At 41.8% G+C, this 22,957-nt stretch carries 16 protein-coding genes; 1 reads left to right on the plus strand and 15 read right to left on the minus strand.

What is annotated here, in order from left to right; all coding sequences use genetic code 11:
• Positions 1-468 precede the first annotated feature (468 nt).
• The 13 genes from UQW94_RS17780 to UQW94_RS17840 form a co-directional block, all read right to left on the minus strand.
• Positions 469-2,199: an ATP-binding protein gene (locus UQW94_RS17780; protein ID WP_250157628.1), complete on the minus strand. Its 1,731-nt coding sequence runs from the start codon at positions 2,197-2,199 to the stop codon at positions 469-471.
• A 7-nt stretch (positions 2,200-2,206) separates the two neighbouring features.
• Positions 2,207-3,220, minus strand: a complete 1,014-nt coding sequence (locus UQW94_RS17785) for an SIR2 family protein (RefSeq protein WP_213986669.1) — start codon at positions 3,218-3,220, stop codon at positions 2,207-2,209.
• Positions 3,221-3,773: 553 nt separating this feature from the next.
• Entirely contained in the window at positions 3,774-3,983 is a 210-nt protein-coding gene (locus UQW94_RS17790; RefSeq protein ID WP_258662217.1) for a hypothetical protein, read from the minus strand.
• Positions 3,976-5,409, minus strand: coding sequence for a hypothetical protein (locus UQW94_RS17795; protein WP_322142453.1), 1,434 nt, complete (start codon positions 5,407-5,409; stop codon positions 3,976-3,978). Before UQW94_RS17795 ends, UQW94_RS17790 begins: the two co-directional genes overlap by 8 nt.
• A gap of 741 nt (positions 5,410-6,150) precedes the next feature.
• Entirely contained in the window at positions 6,151-6,762 is a 612-nt protein-coding gene (gene cas6f / locus UQW94_RS17800; protein WP_213986671.1) for a type I-F CRISPR-associated endoribonuclease Cas6/Csy4, read from the minus strand.
• Positions 6,762-7,799: a type I-F CRISPR-associated protein Csy3 gene (csy3, locus tag UQW94_RS17805; RefSeq protein ID WP_213986672.1), complete on the minus strand. Its 1,038-nt coding sequence runs from the start codon at positions 7,797-7,799 to the stop codon at positions 6,762-6,764. Before csy3 ends, cas6f begins: the two co-directional genes overlap by 1 nt.
• 6 nt (positions 7,800-7,805) lie before the next feature.
• Positions 7,806-9,893, minus strand: coding sequence for a type I-F CRISPR-associated protein Csy2 (locus tag UQW94_RS17810; RefSeq protein WP_322142454.1), 2,088 nt, complete (start codon positions 9,891-9,893; stop codon positions 7,806-7,808).
• A gap of 3 nt (positions 9,894-9,896) precedes the next feature.
• A complete protein-coding gene (locus UQW94_RS17815) occupies positions 9,897-11,108 on the minus strand; it encodes a TniQ family protein (RefSeq protein WP_213986674.1) in 1,212 nt (403 codons plus the stop codon).
• 259 nt (positions 11,109-11,367) lie between these two features.
• Positions 11,368-11,634 carry a hypothetical protein gene (locus UQW94_RS17820; RefSeq protein WP_322142455.1) on the minus strand — a complete coding sequence of 89 codons (267 nt, stop codon included), beginning with the start codon at positions 11,632-11,634 and terminating at the stop codon, positions 11,368-11,370.
• A gap of 91 nt (positions 11,635-11,725) precedes the next feature.
• Complete coding sequence (locus tag UQW94_RS17825; protein WP_025767126.1) at positions 11,726-11,980, minus strand: bacteriocin immunity protein; 255 nt, start codon at positions 11,978-11,980, stop codon at positions 11,726-11,728.
• A 2-nt stretch (positions 11,981-11,982) separates the two neighbouring features.
• On the minus strand, positions 11,983-14,589 hold the full coding sequence (locus tag UQW94_RS17830; RefSeq protein WP_322142456.1) for an S-type pyocin family protein: 2,607 nt from the start codon (positions 14,587-14,589) through the stop codon (positions 11,983-11,985).
• A gap of 610 nt (positions 14,590-15,199) precedes the next feature.
• The gene (locus UQW94_RS17835) at positions 15,200-18,514 is read right to left on the minus strand and encodes a VPA1262 family protein (RefSeq protein WP_322142457.1); all 3,315 of its coding nucleotides are present in this window, start codon (positions 18,512-18,514) and stop codon (positions 15,200-15,202) included.
• A 592-nt stretch (positions 18,515-19,106) separates the two neighbouring features.
• Positions 19,107-19,658, minus strand: coding sequence for a hypothetical protein (locus UQW94_RS17840; RefSeq protein WP_322142458.1), 552 nt, complete (start codon positions 19,656-19,658; stop codon positions 19,107-19,109).
• A 102-nt stretch (positions 19,659-19,760) separates the two neighbouring features.
• On the opposite strand from UQW94_RS17840, the gene UQW94_RS17845 reads away from it, so the two are divergent.
• On the plus strand, positions 19,761-20,069 hold the full coding sequence (locus UQW94_RS17845; protein ID WP_213986680.1) for a helix-turn-helix transcriptional regulator: 309 nt from the start codon (positions 19,761-19,763) through the stop codon (positions 20,067-20,069).
• On the opposite strand, the gene UQW94_RS17850 is transcribed toward UQW94_RS17845, so the two are convergent.
• Entirely contained in the window at positions 20,066-21,052 is a 987-nt protein-coding gene (locus tag UQW94_RS17850; RefSeq protein WP_213986681.1) for a TniB family NTP-binding protein, read from the minus strand. The genes UQW94_RS17845 and UQW94_RS17850 overlap by 4 nt on opposite strands.
• Entirely contained in the window at positions 21,049-22,956 is a 1,908-nt protein-coding gene (locus tag UQW94_RS17855; protein ID WP_322142459.1) for a Mu transposase C-terminal domain-containing protein, read from the minus strand. The genes UQW94_RS17850 and UQW94_RS17855 overlap by 4 nt, the downstream gene beginning before the upstream one ends.
• Between the last annotated feature and the right edge of the window lies 1 nt (position 22,957).

Consider the following 22,957-nt stretch of genomic DNA (forward strand, 5'->3'; position numbering starts at 1 on the left):
AGACGTTGAACACCAAGCGTAGCCAAAATAAAAGAAGGCTCAAAAACGAAAAAAGCCCTGCGATAACGCAGGGCTTTCAAAGTGTCGCTGAAACCATAACGTATCCTAAAGCCCTACTGCGAATCAATCAGTTACCAACACATTAAAACCATATAATGTCCTAATGTCAAAGCATATAATGTCCTAATCCTCTTTTCCGTTTAGCCCTGAGTAATGTTGTGAAAGAAAACTACTTACATGCTCAGGCAGCGGTGTAATACCAGTAAGCCGGACCGTGCGGTAAGCAAACAGACTAACCTCGTCACAAGGCTGAATAGAAGCTAAACATGATGTATTATTGAATTTTGCTAATGCACCAAAAGATGGATTAGCTCAAATATGGAAAACAACGACAGGCACAAGACAAGACCTGAGGCTATTATTTGTTACTCAACTCAACAAAAAAGAGGGAGAAACTCCCTCTCAGTATCATTGAATGTTTTGTTTTCGCCAGTTTTGTATTGCCTTGGCTATACGACCATTAATGGCCTGTTGTTGCCACTCATCCCAAAAATCGACTGTACCACTATTTGGTTTGTGGATTGGTTCATCAATTCTGATACGGCTTGGTAATAAACTGGCGTCACCAACGACCAGAGCTTCACCAGTATCCAATGTAGGTAGGATATCACTAAACCCTCCGAGGCTATCAGGTAGCAACCTTTTCACAACTGCCTGATCATCTGCATTAGTGAGGCGCATTGATACGAAGTTACTACACTGACTCAGCATTGTCTTATTTACTTCTGAAGGTCGCTGGCTGATAACTACTAAGCTGACTCCATATTTTCGACCTTCTTTAGCAATTCGCTCGAAAATCTCTATAGAAATATCATCAGCGGCACCAGCGGCATTACGTTGTGGAATGTATAGATGCGCCTCATCACAAAGCAAAGCGACTGGGTGTCGCTCCTCACTTGAAGTCCACTGCTGAATAGAAAAAGCTAACCGAGCAACCATAGAAACAATCAATGGCAATATATCAGAAGGAACCTCAGAGAAATTGATAATTTTTATGCCACCTTGTCCATTTTCTTGAGTACTTCCCAACAAAGCGTCCGTAAGCTGACCAAGCCAATCAAATTCCAATGTTTCTGTGCCACCTTGAAATAGAAAGCCTAGTCTTCTGTCTGTGACTTTGTTTTCGAGCCTCGCGATAAGCCTAGAAAGTTTCCCATAAAACTCTCCTTGTTTAGTCTTCCCAGCTGCTCCAGGAACCATCTCCGAGTTTATTTCGTTCAGCCGATTTAGCAGTACATCAATATCGAAAGGGACTGGGCTATCTACAGTAAAGCTATTTAGAATATCAGTATACCCTCCAGTAACTAAGTATTGCTGTTTGGCGGCATTGACTTCCCGTGACATGATCATGGCCTGATTAGGTGCGTTTTGATCAGAGCGGTCAACAAATAGTGATACAAGAGCTTCATAAGACAAAAGCCAATAAGGCAAGTAGATTGCCCCATCTACAATTGTTTTTCCTGCTTCAATTTCCCCAGGCCCCGCAACTTTATAATGCTTCAAGCCTTCATGCTGCAAAGGTGAATATTCTCCGTGGAGATCAAATACAATTGCGTTGGATGACGCTAAGTTAGCCATCTGCTCGATAATTTTTGCAGTAGTCCATGACTTACCCGAGCCAGTACTTCCACCAATAAATGCATGTCGTTGGAAAAACTTATTGCCATTTAGATACGCAATAGCATTGTCATCTAAGGTATACTTGCCCAAAGTAAGAGAGTTGCCCTCAGCAGCAGCATTAGATAACACTCTCATGAAAGCAGTAAGTTCATCTCCCTCTAAAGCAAAGCAATTAGCATCTATTTCAGGAACACTTTCTAACGTTCTTCTAAAGACGTCTCGACGTGCTCCATCTCGATCAAGCATGGTACCTATTAAAGCTACCTTACAAAGGTTTTGCTCATTCGTCTCTTCCTCATTCCCTTCTTCAAGATCGAATAACTTTTTACGAGTAACTTGAGAGATTAACCCTATCAAGTGCTGTCCCGGTTTAGCACTTTGTAGCACAGCAAGCCTGTTTACCTGCAAGCGCTTCAATAATTCTCTATCTTCAACTTCAACAATAACGGTCGCAGTGTCAACCGAAGCGACTTTACCAAGCGCTTGTTCATCACTGTAAGTAAATAATGGCAATTCCATTTCCCCCCTAGATAACTAATTCCAAATAACCAGATAGACTCCAAAAATCACCATCTACGGTAATAGGAGTGTCAGTTTCTGAACTGTAAATTATTGATTGGTTATCGTGTACTCCTCGTTCAATAGCCAAGAAGTTATTGGCTCTTCCTGATAAAAGAAAATCTCTAGCAGTATCACTCAATCCCCAAGTGACAAGAGTTATGCATCCTCCATCACGGATACATTTTTCTACTAACTTTTCTTGAATGTGTTCATCGTTAAAACCGAAGCCAACACAAAGATAAGAGTCGCTATTTCTGATCGCACTATCAGCCATCTGAATGATAGTTCTAAATGGTTCATGATATGTCGTCATGTATTTAGCTATACCTGGCGTTACAATCTGAGGTTTATGTCCTTCAGGAATAGTTTCGACTTGATTTAAACCAATCACATCACCAAGAGGACTTGTGAACCAGTCTAGACTGCCATGCACCTTTAGAATATTGACTACTCTATCAGCTCGGAGTGATTGAGGTGGAGCCTGTAACCTTCGATAGCCGTGCGTAAATCCAGTGTAATGATGAACTCCTGCTTGCTCAGCTGCATATTCAGCAATACGATCATAATTGGTTGTCACAATATTAATTTGATCTGCAACCGAACGAAACAGGCCTTTAATCAAGGTTGCTAAAGGGAACTCATTCGTTCCCAAAAGAGATGATTTAAACACCCCTATATCTTGTGGGTTGAGTAACTCCCATGTAGCACTAACTACTGCATTTGTTAAGTTTTCAGATAAGCGAACCTCATGTAAAGCCGATTCTAAATCGGCTCCTGATTCCAGTAAGACTTTAAATCTTTCCCAAACTTCGAGCTCCGTCCCATCAAGTCCACTAGTTTCAACTGTACTTACTAAATGCTTTGACAGCTCTCCCATCCCCGATAAACCAAACGCAGCAGATGCGCCGCTACCGAGGATGATTACAGGAGATTTTTGATAGTACTTTTGCGCCTGAGCGTAAAAGTCAAATTCACTCATGAATACTCACCTAATTTCTTAATGCAATACTCCTATCTATACCACACTCACAGCACAAAAATTGTGTTAACCAGCAGATTTAACTAACAAAACTCTCATCTTTTTTTAGACAATGTACCATCTACTCATCCACTTAGCTCTCTACCCAAGCTACTGATCAGTCTCTCAAGCTTATCGATACAAGGAACTTCCCCATTCCCATCTTTCTGTAGCTTGCAGAACTGCCCAGTGCGTTTTTTGCATTAGAACACAAACTTTTGGCACGATTAGATTTAGTAGGGCAACTATGGGGCACGAAAAAAATTGTTACAAATGCTGCCAGCACACTTTGGGGGCACTTTCGTGTTTCATGCTCCATCAGCACGCCTTTGGAGATAAATGAGTTTAGTGAAATAGAATATTAGGTCTTAGCAATCTGTCAGCACAGATTAAAACTTGAGTTGAAAAATAACAGATTGCTTCCTGATTAACCCATCGAACCTGTGTTTTCTATATCCCAAATACAAAAAAGCTCGACTAACTTAGTCGAGCTATCAATAGGTCACCAGTCTGGCTATCTAATAGTGATCATTTTTTGGGGAACATTGTCATCATTCTCTACCGTAGAGTCATGACTTGGACGTTCATATCGACGTTTACGTAACAAGCTACTCTTTGCAATTCTTCGTCGAGCTGTTCGATTGCGATAGTCACAGCTATCTTCTTGGCATTCAAGATCCTTTTGGGCTTGAGCACTCAAACGCCATAGTGTGTCATTATTCATAATCGCCCTCCCCCTGTTTCAGCGTCTTACTTCTTTCTATTTTATACTCACTAAGCCACATTTTTATCTCGGTTAATTTCGACAAATAGTGACAAAATGGTGCAGTAATATCCGCATAAACTTCTGCCATTTTAGAGTTAGCAAGAATATCGTTTTTGTTTGCATACACGTTAAGTATACACCTTATCTTCGAACTGTCTGGCTCTAAAGTGTCACCTTTAAAGCCAAATATCGGGATGGATATCAATGAACCCGTACTATTTGTGTTATAGTACGACATGATATCGTCTTTAAACTTTGGTGTCATTTCTCTTGAATAAAGTGGAGAATCGCTGAGTTCCTTGAGTCTAGATGTCGCAGCATGTGTTAACTCGGGATGGTATACAGGTCCCTTTCTGTGCATTGCTAGTGGAGCGCCATGCATATTCGGTTGGTTCGCTTCTTTCGAGCTACTGCATATTTCGCTTGCACTATACGGCATGCATATCGGTTGATGCGAGCGCTCTGCGTCTTTATTGTTTGAAATAGTCTGACTTAATGATTGCTCATTGATGAGTATGTACTCTGCTCTCTCTAGTTTTGCTTCCCAGTTATTATTAAACAGAAAGAATGGAGAGCTCTTTATTGCTTCTAGCTCAAACGAGTATTGATCTATATGTGGCGCAGTCTGGTCACCCTTAAAGGTCTCCAATGCTTCGTTGGCTTTAATTATCATGAACAAGTTGCATCGGTAGAGCATGGATAACTTGTGAAAGCCATTCCAGGCTTCCAAAACTTCGATCATTGACTTCATGCACCTTTGCTTTGCGTCGTGCAGGTCCTTTTCTATCTTAACCAAGTCCTCATCATTCGCGAATTCATCATCAACACTCAGTGCTTCTTTAAACAAGTCGGATGTTTCTGCAACATCTTTCCATTGTTTGGCTAGTTCAATAGTTTTTTTATTAGCTAAGGCTACTACTTCAACAGGAGGCCGCGACTGCTCTTCTCGGTTCTTTCTGCGCTTCGCCCCATGATGTAATACGGTAGCAACTACGAAAACGCCAAGAGATACTACAAAAACGAACGTAGAAACTCCAATTGATGCACCTCCGATGATCTCATTTTTTAGCTCAGAGCTAGAGACTGAAACGATTGCACCCCATGCGACACCGGTCAGGGTTAGTAAAGCATAACCCAGAGAGGACAATGTAAAGTTTGCTACAACCTTTACCCTTTTATTCTCTGCCCAATGATTAAGGGCCCAAGACAATAAGGCGCTTATAATGATGGCAATAACGGTCCAGTCAGAGTAACTGCCGAATGACATGTTCTGCATTAAAGAAGCCATACTCGAAAACGATACCGAGTCGAATTGGATGATAGCAATTACTAAGACAAAGCAAGCTACTACAGAAATTGACGCTGCTAAAAGCAACGTGAACATGACAGTTACTATTCCATTAATCATTTTTGGTTACTACAAATAAAGTGGCTTAAAATTATCACTTGACCGCTAAGTGTTTTAACGAACGCTACTAAACAAACACATCAATAATCCTGACTTTCCAACATTAACACGTCAGGCTTGGCGCTGATACATCGCTTGAAGAGGTTTCTCATTAATACACTACTTTCATCATTCTGACCTACTCTTTGTATGATGCGATCTGCTTTGCTAAACATGTTCAACTCCAAATAAACGATTCACTCCAATTTGTAGTTAACTGGCATGTTTGAGGCAGTATCCTGAACGTTTGACTGCTCTATTATTTCGTAACTCGGAACTGTTCCAAAGCGGTCACGTAACACGTCTCGGTGTAACTCCAATTTAGTGACACGTAATCTTAGTCTGTGATCACGTAATCTAGCCCCCTACAAAAACAAAACCGCAGACCTTCACCCATGGTTTTATAATCGGCTTATTTTACCGCTAGCCCAGCGGATATAGGATGCTTACTTCCTGACCTATTCTTGACCGCCTACTCGGCGGAGTACGCTGCACCAGAGAGACCCGCGCCGTAGCCAGAATTCTTAGCCGCCTACTCGGCGGAGTGCTGCATAGATTACAACACAATTCATTTACTAAACGAATATTTATAACTTTTCTAGCTAAAATACCTTTCTTTTAGCTCTATCTTTAACTGCTTGATTTTAGATCGTTAACTTTTAGCGTTCTAAAATAGGGTTAAACCGTTATGATAGGTACTGTCCCTCTCCACTTGTTATTAGATGCAAAACCATAACCATTAAAGCCCTGCCCTATTTCTACTTGCACAGGATATTGCCGTTGAATATGTAGAACAAATTCATGACCTGATGACTGACTACTTATAGGGATTTCATGGAATAGATCAAACTCTCGCTCTTCAATGGATATAGGTGTGTAAATACGACCTTGCTCCACAGCACGTTTCATTGCTCGTTTTATTCTTCGCTTTTTCGAACCATTGAAAATCTTTTGAATCGTTTTATTGAATACAAATCGAACTTCCTCTGCATCATCAGGAACAACATTAATATCTGAGATTTCAAAGAGGTTCTCGTTCATCATTGTAGAGAAGTAGGGTTGGTACGATAGACCAGTTAGGATACTTTCATTGGTCGAGACAAAAGTAATTACATTGCCAACGGTTTGTTCATTCCATAAAGGGAAACAGATACCAACACTGTTTTTAAACTGCTTATTACGTTCATGAGAAAGAAAGCCGTGCATATTGGAAATACAGCGGCCTGACAAGAGCTCATTATCAGCACGCTCCGGTATGTAACGAATAGAAAAATAAGACCGTGATTCCATCAGTCATCCTTATTCTTTTTCTTACTCCCACCACTGTACACACCGCCTTTAGCTAATACCGCCATGATAAAGTGAACGTCATCTGGGATTAGGTTGGTTTCAAGCATCGATTCAACATAGCTTTCTGTTTTTGCAATCAATGAGTAAAAGTCTCGGTGCTGTGAACTATGTCGCCTTGCGATTACATATTCTTTGTCAGCGCCATATTCATTAACACGCAGCGGCTTATCTGCATTTTCATCCCACCAATCATCGATTAGTTGGATTGCGGCTCCTACTTTCTGCGAATGAAATGCTGCTGACTCTTCTCCATTGACTATTACCTTTGCCAATTGTTTAGTTGGTTTTCCTACTTCTTTCGCATCTAAGAACTCTTGGCTTGGGTACACCTCATCGCCCCAGCCTACGGTGAGCTTCGCTTTAATATCCACATTGAAATAGCTGGTCCTATCCGACAGAGCTTGAGACAAATAGTCAGTAAATTCATCCAAGGCTAGTTGTGACCCCTTATCCCACGAGCCATACCAATCTAAAAACCTTGCGTCAGTAATTACCCACTGCTTATCTTCTGTTTTAACTTCAACGCTTATGTTTCTGCACTCTCGATTACGCCAAACCCATGTCGCCATCAAAATATTTTTTGCATAACGCCTTGCCAGCTCCCGATATCCTCCCAATTCTTTATACAGGGCAGCAAGGTTACTGAGTATGTCTCTAACCTCATTATCAACACAAACTTCTGGAGATAACGAATTCGCTCGAACTCTTAAAGAGAAGGCACAATAAATATCATCTGCTCCGGGCGGTACATAGCACTCTTCAATGAATTGTGGATTTGAATAGGAAAGATCTTGAGGAGCTACATTTTTGGATTTGAAATTGCCCGAAAATGCTTCTGAATAACCACTTTTTGGGGCTCGTAAATGAGTCCTGTCTATCTGAAGTGGGCGCATTTTATTATCCTCATCAAGATAATAAAAATATGCTTTGCCAGGTGATAACGAGCGAACATAGTTCAGCTGACTACAGAGTTCCATAAGCAACTAAATCCTTTTTGTTATAAGGATAGTCTGCTCTGTCACCTCCAGCGACCAAAATACCTGCTCAAAAAATTGATCTCTTCCAGCTAATCTTACTTCGATTGGATTAACCCGCTTCGCTAAAGCAATATTGTTTTCCGCATAAGTGTGAAGGTTCGTCGATGCGCCCTTTCGTTCCTGTGGCTGCTCTAGAAAATGAAAGCCATTTACTACCGGAATTAACGAACCATCAATAGATAAACGCTCTTGTAACTCAGCCAGATTTTGAGGCTGAAAAGAATATGGTGATAACCAAGTACCATAGCCAGGTAAACCTTTCACCGCTTGAAACAGAACTGACTGACTCACAAAGGTTCTTAGCCAATTAATCTCTGGTTTAATTTCAGGTTGAAGCAAAGTACCTCCGGCGAAATTAGTTGGTAACGCTGCTCTTAACTGGCTTTGGTAGTCTGAGAGACGCTGGTCACTTTCTATTGTAATCACAATATCGAATACTAAATCAGAGCTGTCTTCACGAATGATTGTGGTTCGCTTAACTGGGGAAATACTCCGAGCTTTAGCTATTACACTTGATTCGGTGAGTTTTGCGCTGGTTTGAACTAATTCATTGCGAACGAAAATAGCAAAGTCTTTAAACTCGAATTGACCTTCACCATCAGGCAGTAAATCTTGCAACTCTCGTTGGTAACGATGAACAAATCCCCACACTGCCGTTAATGAAGGTGCACCTGATAAATATGGACAACTCAAAGCCGCGGCATCAAATACCCTCATAGATGAAAGATAAAGATACTGCACTTTGCTATCAAAAACGGAAGGAAGATCAGGTTCAGGACTACTTAGCTGAGTTAGTACCCATATAAGTTCCGTTTTTAAGACTCGCATCAGTTTTGGATGGTAGGCGAAACGAGAAGCAAAGCGGTTGTTCTGCAGAGCTAAGTTCAAGCGTTGATTTAAACCAGTTGTCAGATCTAAAAAATCAGACTCATTGATGGTTAAGAACCGCTTCACCAGCTCGTCCTCTGGATCATCATAAAAACCTATTGGTTCTGTAACTAAATTGTCTCGTAATTCGATGAGCGGTAGTAACCATCGCGCAATTTGTTTACGTATGACTTTAAGTTGATATTGGCGAACATGTTTCTGCGCTTTGCGCGTTTGAGGTTGTTCAAAACCTGTCAAATGAGCTAACACACTACAGGTTCTTTTTGAGGTTAACTGAAAATCATCGAAGTAGCGGTTAGTTCTACTGCGGCTTGCACCGAGTGTTTGATGCCGATTCGCTATTACTTCAATCGGATAGCTGAGTATATTTATATATCCGCCAAGTGAGCCACATAAATTCCCAATACTAGCTGAATTGGGATAGCTCATCGTTTTAAAGCGAAGAGAGCATTCACCTTGACGAGACAATACAGAGAGCTCCTGCTGCATAGCATGACTAACCACTGGAGTTACGGATAAATAGTCACCCTTCCAGGGGAAGCGTAGCTGCTTGCTATAGCGGTTCACTTTGTCGGGAAGATGAGTCGGTGGCAACTGACGTTCAATTAGGTCTTTGAGCTGTATTTGTGCTTTAGGTTTTAATTCGATATCAGCTAAAAGTTCCAGCCAGAAATCATCGCCAGCACAAATGAGATTAAGTAGATTTTCCACTCTTCCGCGCCAGCGGAACTCATTCAATAACCAGATAGTATGTTTATAAACGGCAGAATTATGTGCCCACCCATAAGTTCTATTTAATGACTGACTGGTAAGTGTCAGCGTCTCACTGTACAGAGGCGTTGCTATAATTCGCTGCTCCGATACACGGCAATCTGGAAACTTGAGGTTATGAGTATGAAACCACTGAATTTCTTGTTCAGCAGTCACTAAATTATCTGAATTGGCGAAGTAACCCAAAGCACGAGTAAAATCGAGCCAGTCTTTAGCTTCCGGTTTACTCAAGGATAGATTGAGTAACACAACTAATGCCTGTTTTTCATTCCCATCGACGTCTACTGGTCGTGTATACGGCATGAACGCTTTTTTAATCTCAGCAAAGCGGAGTTGGGGATCTTCAATGTCGATTAAATTTTGCAAAGTCGTCATAACTTACCACTCTGGCAAATAATGATTTAAACCATCGGTTTCACTGCACATGCTGGATAATTTGAGCTCAATGATGCTACGAAGAGTGAAAACAGAGTGATGGTTTTCAATTTTAGTGTGCAATTTGGGCGTGAGCTGCGCTTTAAGCTCTCCAAACTGGTATAAGCGGCGTATTTCATCGGTGCTACATGAAAGAAGTGTTGAAGCTTCTAACGGACTTAATAACACATCACCGATGTTAGCTGATTTCGCCCTGGGATAATTAGCAACCAACCTACTGAAATACCGAATCACATTCTGCAGCACTGGATTTCTGCTAAGGTCACGACTTGGAAGGTTTCGGCACTCTTTCAGTAAATCACCAAACACTTCGCTGAAGTAGATTTTATTCCAAGGCTGAATTCGCACTACATCAGCCCTTTGCACGGTTGCATCTAGATCGGCATAGAGCTTCTTCGGCCAAGTTTTACAGCACTCAACAAAGTCGTCGAAACTAATATCATCAAGTTCACCATATCGGTTGATATACCAAAGCAGAAACCCAAATCGACTTGATTGAGTCAGTTTCTGACTCATAAAACCAGATTTTACGGGCATATCTCCCGTTAGCCATTGAGCAACGATATAAGCCGAACCACTTTCCTTCTCTGATTCGCTATTGGCTAAAGAAAAACCACATTCACACTGCTCAATTAGCTCTGACGACTGGTAGTCCAATAATTTTCCGCATTCAGGGCATCGCTGAACGAGTTGGCAGTAGTGTTTATGGCAAACTTGGTAGGGAATAAAATGCCAGAATTGACGGATATAAGGTGCTTCTTCTATGCATTTAGGGCAAACCGGTGTGAAACGTTTTCTAAGAAAAGCTTGAGGGTAATCAACACCAAAGCGATGCACCGCTTTGTAATCCGGAGATAAACTCGCATTCGAATGGGAAAGAGCTAATCGCAGAATACCAAAATCATTACGTTTCAGCCGCTTTGCTAAATCTATGAGTACTCGAACTCGCATTTGGCTAGTTGTTTGAGCTTTATAGATATTGATTCGACTTAACTCGAAAGGAAAAGCGCCGGGAATAGCTTCATGTTGTAGTAGCGTAGTTTGCCAAATGTCTTCAGCGAAATGAGCGAACCGCTCGTAGCCTTGATACTTACTTAAACGCAGTAGAAAGCTTTCGAGCGATTCATCAGAGTAGACTTCAATTTCCGTATCCATTGCCAACCTAAAACTTAGAATAACTAAGTTTTAGTATGTCCCCTGATTTGGCAGATTACAAATGAGACTAGTTAATAAATTAAAAGTACACTTCACGGTGCTCACAGGTAGGCACAGGACAGCGTAACTTGAAGCTGCCCCATTATAAGACAGAGTAAATACTCATTCATATCCTGTTAATTGGGTTTTGCCTTACTAAAAGTAATCCATTCTTCTAATGCTATTCGTTGTTAATCCTCATGTTGTATTACGGGGGCTCTTAAGTTGTCAACATCGTACACAGAACCACAATGTTGTATTTATTCAACATGGTGCATTTAGAAAGAACGTCTTCCCCCAGCGGTATCCTTAAACGTTGTTCGAGGAGCTTTGCCACCCATCGTCCGTTTAAGGTTAGCAGGTATAAATTGACTTGAATCGGGAGTTTGCCAACTTGCTTCACCGTTTTTTCTGGCGTCCAATTGATGGTTGGTACGTTATCTACAATCGCAATGGACAAAATATTGAGTTCACCGAGAGCAGCCATAAGGTTCTGACACAAGAGGATTTTGAGCGGTTTTTAGAGCAGGTTGAGGAATGGGAATGAGAAAAGGCGTCATCGTGACGCCTTTTAGCTTTTACTCTTTGAAGCAAGGAAGTCCCTGACTAGCACGCCAATCTTTCACTATTTTGACTATCCCTTCAGGCGTATCCTCACCCGGGTTCTCTGGGTAGTAAATTAAGTCTGAACCCGCCGGATGCTCCGTAATTAATATGAAGTGTTCAAGCAACTTATCTTGATAATCATCGCTGCCCTTTGATTCAATTATCTCATCTATTAAGTTTATGAAATCAGCTTCAGTATAAGCACTCAGTGTGTCTTTTAATTCCATCGTTAACTCTTGTGTATATCAATATGGTTACGGGGGGTGTTTACTCTTAAATTGTCAACATCGTATACAGAACCGCCATGTTGTATTTCTTCAACATGGTGTAGTTCGAAAGAACGTCTTCCTCCAACGGTATCCTTAAACCTTGCTCGAGGAGCTTTGCCATCCATCATCCGTTTAAGGTTCGCAGGTATAAATTGACTTGATAGAGTAGGATCATTGGCAATCTCGCCCCAGAAGACTCTTCTAAAATCGTCAAAGCTACTGAACTCACTTCCTCTTAGCTTATCAGCAATTTGAGACGGTATTGGAGCTCCTAAATCTTTACCCGCATCAGCTAACCAGATACCCAAGATATCTTCGCCCTTACCAGTAACGACTCCGGGCTTATCCCTCAGTCTTTCTTTGTAAACTACATAGAGCGGAGCAATGCCTGAGCTTTCAGGGAATACCAAGATCGCATCACGCCAGTCTTTCTCTTCAGGCGCAGGCGTAACGGTGACGTTCGCATCGCTATCCGAGTGGATTGGCGTGACCAGTATATCGTCTTTTTCAAACCCATCACTATGATCGGGGGTAGTTTGCCAACTTGCTTCACCGTTTTCTTCTGGAGTCCAATATATGGTTGGTCCGTTCTCTTCAATCGCAACGGACAACTGACCATTGTTCCCTTGTTTCACATATTTGATGGGGATTCGTGTGTCATCTACATGATAGCCCTGTACGTGCGGATAAAACTCACCATCTTGGGGCTCGGTAATGTGGACACGAACGCGGCTTTGCGCCGTGGTTACTTGGCGTAAATCTTGGTCTGTGTATTGGGTGTTATCGCCAAATAAGCTTTGCTGCATGGCAAACAAAGCGCCAATACCTTCGACCTGCCAGCGGTAGCCCTCGACGATTTTGTCTTTCAATGTGCCGGCCAGTTTATCTAACTGCATCGCTGCGGTTTGGGTTTGCTGCATTTGCTCTGGGGAACCGGCGACAGCTGCGGAACTGCCCATAGCCATTTGTGCTTGTGTCGCTTGAATGGCGGGTATGACAGCAGCTGGGTTTGCATTGGCTTGTGCAAAGAAGAATGACCAAGGACCAAAGTTACTTATTGACTCTTGTTGGTCGCCAATTTCAATACATCCCTCTGGTCTGGTGCAGGATTTAGCGAACACGAGCAAGCTCGTGGCGTCTTTTAAATTGAGGATTACCACATCGCCTTCTATGCAATCGGCAGTGTTAATGGCTCTATATTTGGTCAACCCGAGTAATGGATCACTGTGCTGATAATGACTGTTGCGGATGTTGTTGTAAGTTTGTGGGCGCAGCGGCGGAAATGTATTCTTTTTGTCCGGTGCTTGTTGTTGCTGTTTCTCAGCAACAATAATTTCATCACCTACCGCAAGTGACAGAGGGTCGGCCTCAAACACTGGGTTAAGCAAGAGCAAGGCTTTAGCTCCCATACCATATAGTTCAGCGATGCTTTGCCAGTCTTCCCCTACCGTTACGGTGTGCGTCGCTGCGGTTTGTTCCGCTTGCGTCTCATCGTTGTTACCTTCTGAGCGCGCTTCTTCCGGCTGTTTGACCGCATCAAACAATGCGGGGATATCCAACTTTATCCCGTTTTCACACAGCCAATCTTCACTGAGATTATCGAGCTCTTCACGCGTGATTTGTCGCTCAAGATAAATGATGTATTGATTTTCGATGATTTGATCGGCTAATTTCCAATACACCAAAATAGCGCTTTGGTCTTTAGTAAAACCACGCTCGTCATTGAGCTTGTCTTGTGTCGATTGCGTAGCGTAAAACGCCCATTTTTCGTCCCCAAGAATTTTGTATTCTTGGACAAGTTCACCATCATTAAAGTGGTAGTAATAGCCTTCAGTAGGCAAACCTAAACGTTCGCCCAATCGCACTGCAGGGACAACAGGTATAAAACCTTCCTCAGCTTTATGGCTGCCGACTTTTTTTAGTGTGACGGCTTCCTGTGGCGTCAGCCCGAGATTGTCATCAGCGATGTGGATATTTAAACGCTTTGGCTCATCAAATACACATAACGCTGTGTAGCGGGTGCCTTGCTCGGTATTGGTTTGTTCCCAGCGAGTTAACGCGTTCTCTTTTTCAGTTTTCGCTAAAGCAAAGTCACTGTGCACCATTTTCTTTATGGTGGCATCCGAGCAGCCAACTTCGAAGCTGTACTCAAATTCCTTGGTGATTTCCTCTTCACTTTCGGTTGCGATTGGCTGCGGCGTGTAAACTCGTTCGAGCGTCGAGGTTTCCCCTAGACAAGAGCTGTATCCTCCCGTTGTTCTGGTGATTTTCGTTTTTGCTAATAAATTATTAGCGGCATCATCAGAGAATGCTGGGATAACCTCAGAGTTCAGCCTCCAAGTTTTAGGACCTATTGGGTCGTTGTAACTAAGTAGAGCGGGAGTTTGAGGCGTATCACTCACGAGTACGAGATTGCCTTCGTAGAGATGCTGCTTTAGCTGTTCAAAAGTAAGATGTGAAGGAATAGCAGAGGCGATATCCGCTTCCGAAATATTATGGAAGTTGCCCTCTATCAATCCAAATTCATGAGACATTACTTCCGACAGTGGAAGAACTTTATAGGACACACAAATACCTAAAGTGAATACTAGTTATCACGGCAATAAGCAGTAAGCATGCCATGAACTTTCTTCTGCAAAATCAGCCAGGTAGGATGATAGTAGTATACGCCGATACAATTTTTTGTTTATCGAGCCAAAAAGTTGGATATAAATCCAAGAAGTTGGTCGGTGTTGGCTGTGGTCTTTGTGTACGGTACCTGTTTAGTTGAAGCGATACATATGGTGTTTTTACCCGTGAACACATTCGTAGTGGGCACGTTGTGTATGTAATAGTTCTAAGACGGTTTTGCCCCATTCCTTGTTAACGCTATTACTCAGTAGCGAATCGTGCCATGGGAATAGCAGTATTTGTACTCATGGTTGGTAGTGCAGGGGGATGAAAGGAATCTCCCAAAAAAGTTCAAAAACGGTGTTCTCAACGAGTCATTTTCGTGTGCATAGTTATGCGAGACCACAGAAAAGCATACCTAAAAACTAGATAATTTTACGTTAGAAGCAAAACAACAGACCTTCTACACGGATAAGAATAATGTGGGAAGCCTTTATATCGCGATCATTTTAGGGTGGCCACTACAATCAACTCAAGTGGCCTAATATACTACTTAACAAACAGGAGTTAGTGCGTGGTGAGTGTGTTCTTAATAATTTGGTGAAGGTTATGTGACCTAATATGTTTGGGATCAGCCATTGCGTAAATAGAGAGTTTGTTGATTGAAAAACTGTCCCAAGTAGATGGGGAAATTCGTTCTATAATTTCTTTGCTTTCCAACAAAAGCTCATTCAAAGGTGATGGCTTATCAGGTAGCAACTCTGCCATCCTATTAGCGAATGCATAGAGCCATAGGTTAACTTGATGCGCATTACTGTATGAGTTCCAGCTTATTTGAGCGCTCATCGGTCTCCTGATAGTTCGAGCCAGCGTATTAAAAACCTTCTGGAGTTTGCTGAAAATTTTCTCTCGAACGTCAGGGCTTAGGTATTTGGTCAACACAGCCAGCTCATCTGTGAACGCACCGTCTGTTTCAAGCATGAAATCGAGGCGGTTATTCTTGAGCGCCGTTTGCCATTGGTTAATCAGCTCTGTCAACCACTGATGAGCAACTTGAGTAATGTCTATTATTCTTTGTTCCAGCATAGGAACAAGCATGGATTCAAGAATCCATGGTTTGAAATGGTGCAGTCTGCCATTGTGATTACGAACGGGCAGAAGAATATCCTTGAGCTCATTGTCTTTGAGAGGTGCCTCCAACGATCGAGTTAACGAAGCGATGAGTTGTGGTTTAATATCCGAATTGAAGTAGTTAGCTTCGTTGATCAGCCAACACTGGATGGTACGTCGAACAGCGGAAGGTCTGATATGCTCAATTTTCGAGAGTGCTTCAATCCCCCATTCGCCTCCATTAATGTTTTTTGCAAGTGCATGAAGCCCTATCCAGGTTATGACACTCACATTACTCTGCAACAGTGCATCAATTTGCTCTTGATGCTTGTCGAAGCTAACAACCAAACAAATATGCTTAAGGGCTTCAACCACAAGCGCATGGGAGCGAGGTTGCTTGATTGGTTTAGAGAGTATTGTATTTAACCAAGATACAAACTGCTTTGGAGCTTCCGACCATAGGAGCTGTATAGAGAAGTAGTCGCTATATGAGGTATCTACGGGTGAGTATGTGAATGTACTAAACGGGTCACATTTTGAAAGCAGTAGTTCTATAAGTCCCTGAGAACGGTAGTGTTCAATATCAAGTTGTTTATTTGTGAGGCGTGGTTGCAGCGCGTTTGCTCTGGAGGGGGAGATGTGCTCCAACAGTGCAAGCTTCACTTGTTCGGATAATACCGACTGCTCCTTATTGTAGAGGCTATCGGAATAGCGCCTAGCTGGGGAGTTTGCTATCACATAACCAAGGGCATCCCAGGCTGAGTGGAAATCTGCCATTGGTAGCCCTTCCTTCCAGAATTTGGCCGGAAGAGCGTCAAAGTGCTCAGGATCTAGTTGTCCATCCTTAACGTATCCTTTAGTACTCATCTTCTCCATGAGTTCGGAACCGGAAAAATCTGAGAGCTGTTCGTCGTCGAGCCACCAAGCTATAACACTACCGGCGCATTGTGGTTCAGCGAATGAAGAATTGTGGCTCAACCCCTTGGGCTTTTCTTCATCACGTGGCTTAATATCGGTAGAATTGAAAATTATCCTTGCTGGAGGCGGCGTCTTATCGTCTCTATGGAGTGTGTTTTGGATAATCTGATCAACATACTCAAATACATGTGGAACCACGTCCAGAGGAATTGGGGTCACTAGCAGAGGGTGGTTTTCGCTGGCCCTCTGAACTGAATTTGAAAGATGATACCCTGATAAAGGCTGACCATTGGCGGAGCGAATAAGGATCATGCGATCATGGAGTTTACTCTCTGGCACTGCGAGTACCTTGAGATGAACGCTTCCAAAATAGCCATTGTTCCAGCCCGAACATCTTGCCAGAAGATTGTCAACTCGGGTGGGCTGGCCGGATTCTTTTGTACTATCATCATTAGACGTTTTCTCCGTCGTAATGATCAAGTAATCAGCGCTAGCTGTACCCAACCTGTTGAGAAGCTCAATACCGACGTCCTCCATATACGGATCGATCCAAGCGATTTTCGCGTCGTGATGTTGTTCGAAGATGCTCTTGAGCCAGTCCTTTAACTCAAGACGGCTCATACCGTTGCTATTGTTGAGAGTGGGAAAAAACCGACCGTCGGATTTATTGGGGCATAGCTGCCTGACTCTATCTTGGATGAGCCGATTAAGTGGAACCCATGGATCAGCTGTATAATCGCTCATCTGTGATCGAGAGGGGCGAATAGCACGCCCAACCTGCTTGGCTGCTTCCAATTTGACCTTTTCTCTTTTCGGTACTTTCTTGTCCAACCATGAGAATTGCTCGTATGCCCTGATAGGTTCAACTAGCTGTAAATTGCAATTCATTTGGCGCATGAAATGGTTGCCCGTTTGAAGCAGGAGGGATGAATGTTCTCCGTTAGGTCCAAGTGCAAAGATTTCCATTGTATAAGCTGTGCTAGATTGGTTTTGAAACACTTTAAGTTCAAACTGGTGATGGAGTGGGTAAGAAGAGCTCTTGCTGAGGTTGGTAATGTAAGAGGACTGAATGCTACCCTCACTGTAAGCTTTGATCATAACTAATAAATCCGAGGGTTCTCGAGTTAATGATTCGAATAGTGTCAGAGACGACTGCTTGCCTTTCAAGGATATATCATACTTACACCGCTCTGCGGCATTTAGTCCTGGAGCGCAAATGAACTCGAAGTCACTAATTCTCCAGGAATCCGTTTTGGAGAAATCTAAGCCAGTATCAGCATCTAATGCTTGGCACGCAGCTTCGGCAATCATCATGTCACATCCCTCAGGGACACTGAATATCTTTGGTTTGTCCTCTGGAGAAATTGCGCCGCTGTCAACACTACAATAACTAGTTGGGCTTAACCGACTGGTCTGGAATTGATAATAATCGCGTGTCGGCAGATGCATTACAGAGCGAATGAGGGGACTGTCACCAAATGTATTAACACCTACTGTATTGGCTAATTTGTCGCTGATATTGACTTCGGCGAGTTGGCTGGCTTTCTGGAGCGGTGCTCCGTTGATGAAGTGTTCAAGGAAAGCTTTTAATTTCTTGGTAGAGGTATGAAGTGTCAAGGTATGAGTCTTGACTGAGCAATTATCATAGAGTTGTGTTTTGGTACTAACGCTACCTTGCCAAGTGTCCGATTGATAGGTACTTGGTAGTGTTCGAGCATATAGGAAGCGCAGCTCGCTCGAACTTTCCCTTTCGATCTCCAACACCCATAGTTGGGTTACGGTGAAATTGTCATCATCCCCAAAAAGGCTATACAACCTGAAATCTGCAAACAACGTATTGAGATAGTTAATCATAGAATTTCCTTTTGTCTCAAGGTTATATGGTTATAGTTTGATAATATCATGGTATCAAACATTTTAAATTCATTTAAAATACAGCGCCTTATGAGTTCCGACTAATTCTCTTGAGCAACCAAAGGACATCTCAATACGAGTTACCACGTTACCGCATTAAAACCCATTTGGGTGGTCTACTAGCTTTATGGCCCGAAATCGACTCAATCCACTATTTGCTTAAGTGACGACTCAAAACTCTTAAATATTTGGTTTAGATTATGTTGGTTGAAGATCTTGTTACTAACCGAAGGAGTTTCCCACTTTAAGAAGCAATTTGGGGGCAAATGTGTTCCAGGGATAAACCATGCTTTGCATGTTCTTCGTAAAAATCTGCATAAAGTGAATCTGACATCGTAATTCGGGGGATGCAGCTTATGTCCAATTCCTTGCAAATTGACCACCTCCATTAACGGTGGTCTCTTTGTCATTTTGGGATTCGAGAAGTTATCTGAAAGCGGGACTATAGGGTATCTACTCTAAGTCGTTATTGTCCAAAAACGATTCAGCCTACCTCCCATTGAATCGTTTCGGATCCGTCAAATACTCATACTCAAAGAACTGAATGTTGGATTGCGTTAAGTGCACCAGTCAAAGCGTTTATTTTCCCAAGTGTACTTTCCGAACGTTCCTTAGCCTGCACATAGATCGGCATCAATAGTTCTTTTTTATCCGGGAAACGACTCATCAAACGACTGTATTCCTGTTCTTCAGCATATGTTACAGACAATTCACTCTTGTACTGAACACGCTCTTTTTCTAATGCTTCAATGTATTGTTCCGTTTGAACTATTTGGACACTTTTTTCCTCTTCCAATGACTTGCACTTGTACCTTTTAACCGTTTTCTTGGAAAAAGAACCTAAATTAAAAGCTTCTGTTTTTATATAAAGCTTTTCTCGGCCTTTACCTAACGTCTTTAAGTAGCCATTAGATACCAGATGGTTGATCTGGCGGTATATGTACTTTCTCGCGTGATTATCATCATCAAACCGATCTTCCGATTGCTGCAGTTCGTCCCGGGCCTGTATCACTGTAAAGCGATCCAAATTTCGATTTATCAAAAGGTTATAAATTGGATGGCTGAGCTTTTTGGTTCTTTTCACTGTAACCTCTAAACACCACAAAACTTAGGATTGCTAAGTATACAAAAATAAGTAAAACTTAGACAATCTAAGTTATCTATAGGTATAGAAAAGAATGTCTAAGTGGAAAACCCGATCCCAGCGAGGCTCAAAGCAGCGCGTAAAAAAGCCAAAATCACCCAAAAAGATCTTGGGGTAAAAATTGGAATGGAAGAAAGCTCTGCAAGTGGTCGCATGAACCATTACGAAAAAGGTCGTCATGTCCCTGATATCGGAACGTTAACCCGTATGGCTGAAGAGTTGGATGTACCGCTGAATTATTTCTTTTGTAAAGATGAAGTGACGGCTGAATTGGCTTGTCTGATTGATAAGTTGAGTGATGAAGAGAAGGCGGGGTTATTGGATAAGTTATCTTCCGAAGCAAATAGTTAACGTAGCAATTCTGTTAATGGTATATCTTCAAATATCTGATGGGTGAACTTAATGTCGCCACTATCTGAGTCGATTAAGAAACTTTCGTATTTAATAACCTGTGGAATTGATAATTTTTCGAGTTCTAACTCAAATGGGTTACTAATATCGGGACCAAAAATGGATTTAAACGCTTGAATAAATTCAGCTTTAGTAATCTGACTTTTACCTTCAAGTAAAGCCAGTTCAAACGCATAACCTACAAGTTCTTTAATTAGACTGAGCATCCCTTTGCTGGCTGCTAATAAACGCATAGCTATTTCCATATCGGATAATTCAGGCTGTACTGAAATAGGCAACTGTTGTTCTATCCCTTCAAGTAAATCGATATATACATCTAAAGACTCTTCACCTGTTATGGAAATATATGGCAACTCTCGCTTAACCATAATTCGCCTATCCCACTGCGAATCTTCCAGAATCAGCTTTGCCGTGGGAATGCCAACAAACACTATGGGTAGCCGACATTCATCACTGATCATTTTGAGTCTATCGCGTATCTTTTGACGCTCTTTAACAGACGCACATTCAAAAAGCTCTTGTGCCTCTTCAATAATCAATAACTTCAACCCAGACTTTTTAACACTATCAATGAAGTAATCTTGCAATCCTATCTCAGAGCACTTAGACCGACGATTGTATGACACGTTTAATTTCTCAATTGCCCATATCAGTGTCTCTACAAAACTTGGCCTTACTCGCGTGATTAATACCTCTGAAGCTGAAAAATGGTTGTTCAGATAAGTTTCAACTACGGAAGTTTTACCTGCTCCTGTTCCGCCTGTAATTAGCATTGAAGGAGTAAATTTGCCGAACTGACTACGACGAACAATCCAATCTAAACCTTCAAATATCTTTTCCACGTCAGGATAAACAACGAAAGACTGATGGAAATCAGCTAGCAACGAATCTATGTCATTGTTAGTTAAGTGAAGCGCTTTCATTTGCTCGACTTCCGTAATTCCCTGCGTTTATTCCAAAGAGATTGGAGATCATCGACAGGTGTAGATTCGTGCGGTTGTATGATGTCTTCTATCGGGTAATCGGTTGTTATGGATTTAGGGCTATCGCTGTTAACGCCAGCCAGTTCAGCCATTTTTTTACCGTTTTTAGCTTTCTTAGCACGCTGAGGTAACGACATTTGACGTAAGTTTTCATGTTCCTGCTTGATTCTCTCATGCAACGCCTGACGTGCTTTGGCTAACGATAGTGAATCAACTTGTCCTTTTATAAAATCACGATGTACTTTTACCGTTCTTAAATGCTCACAAAGGCTAAGTTTTTTGGTGTAACCAAGCGGATCAAAGTTACAAGGTACTTCTATATAACCGCCAATTTCCTCTAGAAAAACGAAGATTCTTGATAAATCGTCCGGATCTATTTTGATAGTTTTTTTACGGCTTTCTTTCGTTTGAGGATACTGCTTTCTATAGTGCTCTAATGCCACATTGTCATAAGTCAAGTGCTTAAATTTTATCCCTTTACTGGTAACTGTTCCTTTATGAATCTTACCCATTACGACGCTAAAACTCTTTTCGTCGTTCTCATTTAATGCTGGCGGTGGCAACACATCTTCACTCTTCTTCCAGTGATAATTAGGAATTTTGGTAAAACGGCTATTAGGTGATGCATTGTGCACATCTATGATCCAGCGATGCAGTTCTTCGACAAAAACACTAAATCGCATAACTGCGTCTTTCTGAGGGTCATATTCATCTTTTTCCAGAATATTTGAAAACGTTTTTCCTGGTACCCAACCAGCAATGCCCTGAATAATCTCTAGAAACTTTCTCTCTACTCTTGGTTTTTCCCACGGTTGCCCTACTTTGCAAAACTCTATGTTAATTCCAGCTTCGGTACAGGCATGATCTAAGCTATCTGACCAAAATTCAGCTCCGTTATCGACAACTAGCGTTTCCATTTTTCCATGGCATAACCAACCGTTTTGAAACTCAACATCCATACCCTGAATATAATTCTTTTTCTTAACTGAATGAATAATTGCTTTAGCTACAGAAACATAGCTAGGAGGATTGAAGCCCAAATGAAAACCAATAATACACCCACTAAACACATCAACAAGCAATGTTAAATTAGCTCTACCTAATGGGATTAACAGTTCGTCATCTAGTAGTATTAAATCCAAAGGGGTATGGTCTATCTCGACTCGCTCAAGAATCCTAGTCGGCATAATTGATGACTGATAATAGTTAAATAATTTATCAGCATAATGTTTACCATATCTTGCTAAAGCTACTGCATACGGAGGTAGTTTTTTAAGCTTTTCCTTGAACGCTTGATAACTAATCTTCGGAATCTTCCCCGAGATAATACTGCTATTTTCAATTTCTATTCTGTCGCAATAGAATTCATATGCTTGGGAATATGTTGGCCTTTTAGCATCTAGAAAACGTTCAACTGCTTCTATAAAAAACGGTTCATCGTCTTCAATTCTGGGTTGACGATTGCCCTTCAAGTGATGGCTATCTACCAAGCTCTTAATATCACCATCGCTTTCACAAAAAGCTTTATACCAACGCTTTACTGTACGATCGCTTGGTCTCGGTATCGAAAGTATTTCTATGTGCTTATCTATCAAGGGAATAAGATTTTTAGGTGTCCAACCACCATTTATCTCCTTAGCAATCAGAGAGATTAATTTATAACGTTCAAGCGCTTTTAGTTTCTGCGCTTCAGGAAAAGATGATAGATCTCGTTCAATAACGTTTGTGGTTTCAAGCGGTGAATACTTCAGGCGAAATAACTTAGCTTCAGAGCTTTCTTCATATTGTTGCTGAACGTCACTTGTTATTGAACCGAACTCATCTTCAAATGGCCCGAAAGACATA

This window comes from Vibrio sp. PBL-C16 (genome assembly GCF_034321865.1).
Lineage (GTDB): Bacteria > Pseudomonadota > Gammaproteobacteria > Enterobacterales > Vibrionaceae > Vibrio > Vibrio alginolyticus.

Bases quoted from the DNA above. Each gene is read 5' to 3' on its own strand.
- cas6f (WP_213986671.1), bottom strand. From the start codon at position 6,762: ATGGAATCACGGTCTTATTTTTCTATTCGTTACATACCGGAGCGTGCT.
- UQW94_RS17790 (WP_258662217.1), bottom strand. From the start codon at position 3,983: ATGAATAATGACACACTATGGCGTTTGAGTGCTCAAGCCCAAAAGGAT.
- UQW94_RS17815 (WP_213986674.1), bottom strand. From the start codon at position 11,108: ATGGATACGGAAATTGAAGTCTACTCTGATGAATCGCTCGAAAGCTTT.
- UQW94_RS17835 (WP_322142457.1), bottom strand. From the start codon at position 18,514: ATGATTAACTATCTCAATACGTTGTTTGCAGATTTCAGGTTGTATAGC.
- UQW94_RS17795 (WP_322142453.1), bottom strand. From the start codon at position 5,409: ATGTTCACGTTGCTTTTAGCAGCGTCAATTTCTGTAGTAGCTTGCTTT.
- UQW94_RS17850 (WP_213986681.1), bottom strand. From the start codon at position 21,052: ATGAAAGCGCTTCACTTAACTAACAATGACATAGATTCGTTGCTAGCT.
- UQW94_RS17825 (WP_025767126.1), bottom strand. From the start codon at position 11,980: ATGGAATTAAAAGACACACTGAGTGCTTATACTGAAGCTGATTTCATA.
- csy3 (WP_213986672.1), bottom strand. From the start codon at position 7,799: ATGGAACTCTGTAGTCAGCTGAACTATGTTCGCTCGTTATCACCTGGC.
- UQW94_RS17780 (WP_250157628.1), bottom strand. From the start codon at position 2,199: ATGGAATTGCCATTATTTACTTACAGTGATGAACAAGCGCTTGGTAAA.
- UQW94_RS17820 (WP_322142455.1), bottom strand. From the start codon at position 11,634: ATGGCTGCTCTCGGTGAACTCAATATTTTGTCCATTGCGATTGTAGAT.
- UQW94_RS17855 (WP_322142459.1), bottom strand. From the start codon at position 22,956: ATGTCTTTCGGGCCATTTGAAGATGAGTTCGGTTCAATAACAAGTGAC.
- UQW94_RS17785 (WP_213986669.1), bottom strand. From the start codon at position 3,220: ATGAGTGAATTTGACTTTTACGCTCAGGCGCAAAAGTACTATCAAAAA.
- UQW94_RS17810 (WP_322142454.1), bottom strand. From the start codon at position 9,893: ATGACGACTTTGCAAAATTTAATCGACATTGAAGATCCCCAACTCCGC.